Genomic DNA, 7,056 nt, shown 5'->3' with positions numbered 1-7,056 from the left:
ATCGCTCCAGCTCATCCAGGTGGCGCTCGCGGTCAACGATGATGAGGTAATGGGGCTCTACACCCTCGACCTGTAGGAGGACGCTTTCTATCTGTGATGGGAAGACATTGACCCCGCGGATCTTGAGCATATCGTCTGTCCTGCCGGTCACCTTGGTCATGCGCACCAGAGTTCTTCCGCACTTGCAGGGTTCTGGATTCAGAGAGGCGATATCCCTGGTGCGGAAGCGGATCACGGGCTGTGCCTCTTTGGTTAGAGTGGTCAGTACCAGTTCTCCTATCTCGCCGTAAGGAAGCCGTTCTCCCGTCTGAGGATTGACTATCTCCGGCAGGAAGTTGTCTTCGAAGATATGCAGGCCGCACTTATACGGACACTCTACAGACACCCCGGGGCCCACCACCTCAGTAAGTCCATATATGTCCATAGCTTTGATAGGCAGCTTGGCTTCTATCTCTGCTCTCATCTGCTCGGACCATGGCTCGGCACCGCATACCCCTAACCTGAGTTTGGTAAGTTTCAGATCCAGGCCCATCTCCACTGCTGCTTCGGCCAGAATCAGCGAGTAGGAAGGGGTGCAGGTGATGACGGTGGTACCTAGGTCTTGAATGAGCATGAGTTGTCTTTTAGTGTTACCGGTCGACGTGGGTATTACAGTAGCCCCCACCCTCTCGCCGCCGTAGTGGAAGCCAAGACCGCCGGTGAACAGCCCGTAGCCGTAGGCGTTTTGCATGACGTCATTCTTGGTCACTCCGGCGCAAGTCAGAGTCCTGGCCATCATCTCGGTCCACATTCTTAAGTCATTGGCAGTATAGGGAGCTACTACCGGCTTCCCCGTGGTGCCGCTGGAGGCATGCACTCTGCATACCTGTTCCATAGGGACGGCAAGCAATCCGAATGGGTAGTTGTCCCGGAAGTCCTGCTTTGTGGTAAGGGGTAACTTTGAGAGGTCGGCCAGAGAATTGATGCTGTCAGGGGTTACGCCTCGCTGCTGGAAAGCATGCCGATAGAAAGGGACTTTCTCATAGACCCTGGCAAGTTGGGACTTGAGTCTCTCCAGTTGAAGCTTTTCCAGTTCCCCTCGGGGCATGGTTTCATTCTTGGGATTCCAGATCATCTGTGTTGCCTCCTGAGTCAATGTTGTCTGTTTTGTTTTCTGATCAGTGCTTCTTCTCTACCTCGGGCGAAAGCCTTCAGGTTAAGCTGAAGGAATTTTTGGGGCACTCGCTGGGATAGGTTGCCAATATAGCTTTTCTCCTCTATATCCAGAAAGAGGGAGAGAAAGCCCACCAGCAGCACGTTAAGGACCTGTGGATTGCCAAGCTCCACGGCGATTTCAGTGGCTGGAATAAAGTAAATCTCATCTGTATACTCGCGTATGATCTCCTCTACCTCCACCGTGCTGGGGTATATTGAGGCGCCACCCACCACAGAGAGCGGTGGAATAGCCAGGTTGTTGATAATGGCGACGCCGCCTCTTCTGAGGTAATCTGCCCACCTGGCTCCCTCCAGTCTCTCGAAAGCCAGCAGAAAGTCAACATCTCCCTTCTTTATCATGGGTGAGAAAATGTGTTCGCCCATTCTTAGATGGCTCACCACACTGCCACCTCTTTGAGACATGCCCAGGGAATCTGATTTCTTCACGTCATAGCCGGCTTTCAGGGCTATTTCTGCCAGAGCATCACTGGCCAGGATTACACCTTGGCCGCCGACCCCGGTCATCAACACATCGGTCTTTGTCATCTCTCACTCACCTTGAAGGCCTGGCGATGGCATACCTGGAGGCAGAGCGAACATCTATCACCGACACAGAGGGCAGTGTCTATAGTGATCTTGTCCCCGTCCTTGGTTATGGCGGCGCAGCCTACCCTGAGGCAATTGAAGCATTTGTCGCATTGCTCCAGGTCTACTACAAGTGGCTTGCCCTTCATTCTGACCCTGAGAGGACAGGGGCCACGGACGATGATTACTGAGGGTTCATCTGTTTCCACGCATCGTTTGATGGTGGCTTCGATGAGTGGCAGGTCGAAGGCGTTCACTACGCTTACATCCCGGACACCGGTACCACGCACAAGGTCCTCCATTATGACTTTCCGGGTTTCTTCGCCTCTGGCCGATATGCCGGTCCCCGGATGACCCTGGTGGCCAGTCATGGCCGTGGTATTGTTATCCAGGATGATCACTGTGCCGTGGCCTTTATTATATACGACGTCCACCAGGCTGGTAATGCCTGAGTGGAGGAAGGTGGAGTCGCCTATGACGCTTACTATCTTGTTGGTTACTCCGGCCTTCTCCAGCCCGTGGGCCTGTCCGATGCTGGCTCCCATGCAGGCGCAGGTGTCCAGGGCCAGAAGCGGTGGATAGACTGCCAGAGTGTAACATCCTATGTCGCTGGTGACTATGATCCCCTGGCGCTTCTGCCGTGCCATCGCTCGTTTCTCCGAAGCTTGCTCATCATGCGGCTCGACATGGTAGAAACCCAACCTCCTGAGCGCATAAGATGTTGCTGCATGGGGACAGCCAGGACATAGCAGCGGTGGACGCAATGGAAGCGCACGCTCTACCTTTTTCGTTGATTGAGACATTTGCTGTGGCTGGGGCAGAAGGCCAGCGTTGATGGCCCTTTCCTCCAGGATCTGAGGGTTCAACTCTCCGACAATGGGTACCAGTTCCTTGCCTATTACCTGTATCCCCATAATCTTGATGATATCCTCAAGGAATGGGTCCAGTTCCTCGATTACCACAACCCTGGCTACCTCCGAGGCAAACCTTTTGATAAGTTTTTTGGGGAGTGGGTAGGTGGTCACCAGCTTCAAGAAGCTGGCATTGTGGAATACCTCCCGGGCGTATTGATAGGCAGCTCCGGCGGAGATAATCCCTATACTTCGGTCTCCGAGGATCATCTCGTTGAGAGGGAAGGCCTCCATGTAGGAGGATAGCTTCTGTATGCGCTCCTCCATCAGAGGGTGTCTGGGACGGGCATTGGAAGGAACCATAACGAACTTGTAAGGGTCCCGGATAAACCGGGGTTGTTTTCGCTTGATATCTGCTGCTTCTTTGACGTTAGCCACCGTCTTGCAGTGTGAGATACGTGTTGTGCTGCGAAAGAGCACCGGCGTATCAAATTCCTCACTCATCTTAAAGGCCCACTCCATGATGTTGTAGGCTTCCTGACTATCGCTGGGCTCGAGTATGGGCACTTTGGCAAATCGAGCGTAGTGGCGGTTGTCTTGCTCGTTCTGGGAACTGTGCATGCCGGGATCATCGCAGCATATGACTACCAGCCCTCCCCTTACTCCTGTCACCGAAGCGGCAAAAAAAGGATCTGCGGCCACATTCAACCCCACGTGCTTCATGGAAACCAATGCCCTCACTCCGGCGTAGGAGGCCCCGAGGGCTACTTCCATAGCCACCTTCTCATTTGTGGACCATTCAACGTAGATACCTTCCATCTTGGCCAGGTTTTCCAGTATCTCGGTACTGGGAGTTCCCGGGTAGGCGGTGGCCACGCTTACACCAGCATGGTATGCCCCGAGGGCCATGGCTTCATTTCCTGATAGTAGTCTCTTCGTGATTGCCATTTCTTCGCGCTAGCCCCTGGCCTTGCCGAGATACGCTTGCCTTACCTGATCGTTTCCCAGCAGTTCTCCGGCGCTGCCTTCGAGTACTATGCGCCCTCTCTCCATAACGTATCCTCTATCGGCTATCTTCAGGGCGGCTACTGCATCCTGCTCAATGAGCAACATGGTCATTCCCTCTTCTCTCAACCTGGCCAGAAGGCGGAGGATTTCCTTAACCAGCATTGGTGCTAGCCCGAGAGAAGGCTCGTCCAGGAGCAATATCTTTGGGGACGACATCAGTGCTCTTCCAATGGCCAGCATCTGCTGCTCACCGCCGCTCAGACTGCCTGCTTGTTGACTGAGCCGCTCCTTGAGTCGGGGGAAGAGCTGGAATACCTTATCTAGGTTAGGCTGAACCGATTGATCTCGGAGAGCCCAACCTGCATATGCCAGGTTGCGGAACCATCTCCGGGTGTATTGAGAGTAGCTGCCCAGTATCAGGTTGTCCATTACCGACATAGAGCCGAAGATCTGCCTCCCCTCAGGGACATACCCTATACCTAATCTTACCGTTTTATGGGGGGGACGGCCAGAAAGTCGCACTTCATCAAGCCAGATACTGCCGCTCTTGACTGGCACCATCCCGGATATAGCGTTGAGCAGGCTGGTTTTCCCCGCGCCGTTTGAGCCAACAATAGTGACGATTTCTCCATTGTTCACTACCAGAGAAACATCTCTCACTGCCGTAGAGAGGCCGTAGGCCACAGAGACATTGTCGATACGCAACATTATTCGACCTTCTCTTCTTCGCCAAGGTAGGCCGCGATAACCCTCCGGTCCTTCTGAATCTGGGAGGCAGTGCCTTCGGCTATCTTCTGTCCGCTGTCAAGGACAATGACCCATTCAGCGATGCCCATGACCAGGTCCATGTCATGCTCTACCAGGATAACGCTGATTCCCATATCGCGAATGCGCCGGATCAGCTCACCCAGCCCTTGTTTCTCCAGTGCGTTCAAACCAGCACCCGGCTCGTCAAGCAGCAGAAGCTTAGGTTCGGTGGCCAGAGCTCGGGCTATGGCCAGAATCTTCTGCTGGCCCAGTGGCAGGCTTAGTGCGTTCTGCTGCGCATGCATTCCCAGCCCGACCAGGTTGAGGTATCTCATGGCCTTCAGAGAAATGGTCTCTTCCTCACGATGTGCCTTGGGCAGACGGATGGCTGCCTCCAGAAAGCCATAGCGGCTGCGGGGGTGCTGACCCGACATTACGTTTTCCAATGCTGTCATGTTGTCGAACAAAAGAACGTTCTGGAATGTACGGGCAATGCCCAGGGCAGATCTCTTGTACGGCGGTATTTTGCCGAGAGGCTCGCCCTGAAAGTATATCTCACCGCTGCTTGGCGCATAGACGCCGGCTATGAGATTGAAAAGGGTGGTCTTGCCTGCTCCGTTGGGGCCGATGATAGAAGTGATCTTGACGGACTCCACAGCGAGGTCAACCTTGTCTAGGGCTGTCAATCCGCCGAAAACCTTGCTCAGACCTTTGGCCTCCAGAACCGAACTGCTCAAGGTACCGCTCCTCTTTGGGCACGCCTTTGGCGCCAGCCGTCGTAGGCATCCCTCAAGCTTACAAACAGGCCCTTCGGCATGAAGATCATTACTAGCATCAGTAGTAATCCGTACACAATGACATCGTTATTACCCAATTGCACCAGAATCTCGCTCTTCAAGTACTGGATAGTTGCTGCGCCGAAGATGGCTCCCCAGATACTGGCTAGCCCTCCTACTACAGCCATTACTAGAATCATCACTGAACCGAGGAAGTCGAAGGAACTGGGGCTGATGGCATGAGTGTGGTGAGCATATAGACTGCCAGCCAGCGAGGCGAATACGGCGCTGAGCACGAAGATTTTTACCTTAAACTGAGCTATGTTGATGCCGACCGACTCAGCGGCGGACTCGCTGCTGTGGATGGCTCTGAGGGCCCTCCCTGTTCGTGATCTGACGATGTTCTGTGAGATCAACAAAACGCACATGCAGAAGAACCATACCAGAAAGTAGCGCTTTAGATTGCTGTCGAAAGCGAAACCGCCGATAGAAAGATTGGGAATGCCACCCAGTCCATCGGGACCACCTGTGTATTGGCTTAATTCCTTGAACAGAATCCACATGATTATGCCCAGGCCCAGAGTAGCCATAGCCAGGTAGTTGCCTCTTAACCTGAATATCGGATACCCAATAACATATGCAAATGCACCAGTAACCATGGCTGCTATAAGCATTGCCAGCCACGGATTGACGTCGTACCTTGTGCTCAGGATCGCGGAAAAATAGGCACCAATCCCAAAGAAAGCAGCTTGCCCCAGGGATACCTGCCCCGTGTATCCCATAAGGAGACACAACCCCACAGTAACCATGGTGTTGATACCGATAAGGGTCAGAAGGAAAGTCTTCTGCCCCAGGAACCATTGGGAGGGAAGCAGGATCAGGAGTAACAGGAAGGCGGCTATTGTGAGGTACGACCACCTATTTTTCTTTAATGTGGCCAGCATCAGCTTGCCCTCTCCTCCTCCGACAGCTTGCGCGACCTGATGAGCAGTATCAACAGAAGAACAACCAGTGCGCTAGCCTCTTTATAGGCGGAAGTGAAAGGTCCCCAGTTGAGTGCGACTGCTAGTGACTCCACTAATCCCAGCATAATGCCGCCGATAACCGTGACGATCTGGCTTCTGAATCCCCCCACGGAAGCCGCCACAAAGCCCTTGAGACCAAGCATGGCTCCCACATTGTAGGATGTTGTGCTTAGTGGGGCTATGATTACTCCGCCCAAAGCACCCAGCGCTGCTGCCATCGCGAAGGCGATCAGCACCATCATCTTGGGGTTGATACCAACGAAAGTAGCGGCAGTCCGGTTCATGGCGCAGGCCTTTAGGGCCTTTCCCATCATGGTGTAGGAGAAGAACAGATGCAGGACGACTGTTACTGCCAAGGTGGTGCCGATTATCCAGAGCGCCTGGGGCTGGATACTGGCTCCGAAGATGGATAGCGATCTGTCACCGGTGAAGAAGGGTGGGGCCACGGGGTTTGCCCCCCATATCCGGCCGGCGATGCCCCGAATGAAAATAGCAGCTCCGATGGTGATTATGATCAGGCTCACTACGGAAGACCTCCTCGCCGTTCTGATAGCCAGCAAGTACAAAGCTGCGCCGATGAGTGTGGCGATGAGTATCGAAAGAAGTAGGGCGGGGAGGATGGAAAGCCCGGCAGACTTGGCTAGGAAGAAGGAAAGCATTCCACCCAGCATCACAAAATCGCCTTGAGCGAAGTTGATGATACTGGTCACGCTGAATACTATGGTGAACCCCAGGCCTATTAGGGCATATATGCAGCCTTGAGTGAGGCCAGATGTGAGGCTCTGAACGAAAAGCTCTGTCGTCATTCAACACGTCTCTTGGCTGGTTCCACTAGAAAACGAGGGGGAAAGTACCACTTTCCCCCTCGTT

7 protein-coding genes are annotated in these 7,056 nt (G+C 53.8%); all 7 read right to left on the bottom strand.

Annotated elements, in window-relative coordinates; translation table 11 throughout:
* On the bottom strand, positions 1-1,114 hold a 1,114-nt coding region (locus NTZ04_05495), incomplete at its 3' end, for a phenylacetate--CoA ligase (protein MCX5991766.1).
* Between the two features lie 17 nt (positions 1,115-1,131).
* A complete protein-coding gene (locus NTZ04_05490; protein ID MCX5991765.1) occupies positions 1,132-1,740 on the bottom strand; it encodes an indolepyruvate oxidoreductase subunit beta in 609 nt (202 codons plus the stop codon).
* Positions 1,737-3,578 carry an indolepyruvate ferredoxin oxidoreductase subunit alpha gene (gene iorA / locus NTZ04_05485; GenBank protein ID MCX5991764.1) on the bottom strand — a complete coding sequence of 614 codons (1,842 nt, stop codon included), beginning with the start codon at positions 3,576-3,578 and terminating at the stop codon, positions 1,737-1,739. Before iorA ends, NTZ04_05490 begins: the two co-directional genes overlap by 4 nt.
* Before the next feature lie 9 nt (positions 3,579-3,587).
* A complete protein-coding gene (locus NTZ04_05480; protein MCX5991763.1) occupies positions 3,588-4,346 on the bottom strand; it encodes an ABC transporter ATP-binding protein in 759 nt (252 codons plus the stop codon).
* Positions 4,346-5,122 carry an ABC transporter ATP-binding protein gene (locus NTZ04_05475; protein MCX5991762.1) on the bottom strand — a complete coding sequence of 259 codons (777 nt, stop codon included), beginning with the start codon at positions 5,120-5,122 and terminating at the stop codon, positions 4,346-4,348. The genes NTZ04_05480 and NTZ04_05475 overlap by 1 nt, the downstream gene beginning before the upstream one ends.
* Positions 5,119-6,105 (bottom strand): branched-chain amino acid ABC transporter permease, encoded by a 987-nt coding sequence (locus tag NTZ04_05470; GenBank protein MCX5991761.1) that lies wholly within the window; start codon positions 6,103-6,105, stop codon positions 5,119-5,121. The genes NTZ04_05475 and NTZ04_05470 overlap by 4 nt, the downstream gene beginning before the upstream one ends.
* Positions 6,105-6,992 (bottom strand): branched-chain amino acid ABC transporter permease, encoded by an 888-nt coding sequence (locus NTZ04_05465; GenBank protein MCX5991760.1) that lies wholly within the window; start codon positions 6,990-6,992, stop codon positions 6,105-6,107. The genes NTZ04_05470 and NTZ04_05465 overlap by 1 nt, the downstream gene beginning before the upstream one ends.
* Between the last annotated feature and the right edge of the window lie 64 nt (positions 6,993-7,056).

The sequence above is a fragment of the Chloroflexota bacterium genome, assembly GCA_026389585.1.
Classification (GTDB): Bacteria; Chloroflexota; Dehalococcoidia; order UBA2247; family RBG-13-53-26; genus JAPLHP01.
Note: the sequence above shows the minus strand (reverse complement) of the source record. Positions and strands in the feature narration are given on the sequence as shown.

Bases quoted from the DNA above. Each gene is read 5' to 3' on its own strand.
- NTZ04_05470 (MCX5991761.1), bottom strand. From the start codon at position 6,105: ATGCTGGCCACATTAAAGAAAAATAGGTGGTCGTACCTCACAATAGCC.
- iorA (MCX5991764.1), bottom strand. From the start codon at position 3,578: ATGGCAATCACGAAGAGACTACTATCAGGAAATGAAGCCATGGCCCTC.
- NTZ04_05490 (MCX5991765.1), bottom strand. From the start codon at position 1,740: ATGACAAAGACCGATGTGTTGATGACCGGGGTCGGCGGCCAAGGTGTA.
- NTZ04_05465 (MCX5991760.1), bottom strand. From the start codon at position 6,992: ATGACGACAGAGCTTTTCGTTCAGAGCCTCACATCTGGCCTCACTCAA.
- NTZ04_05480 (MCX5991763.1), bottom strand. From the start codon at position 4,346: ATGTTGCGTATCGACAATGTCTCTGTGGCCTACGGCCTCTCTACGGCA.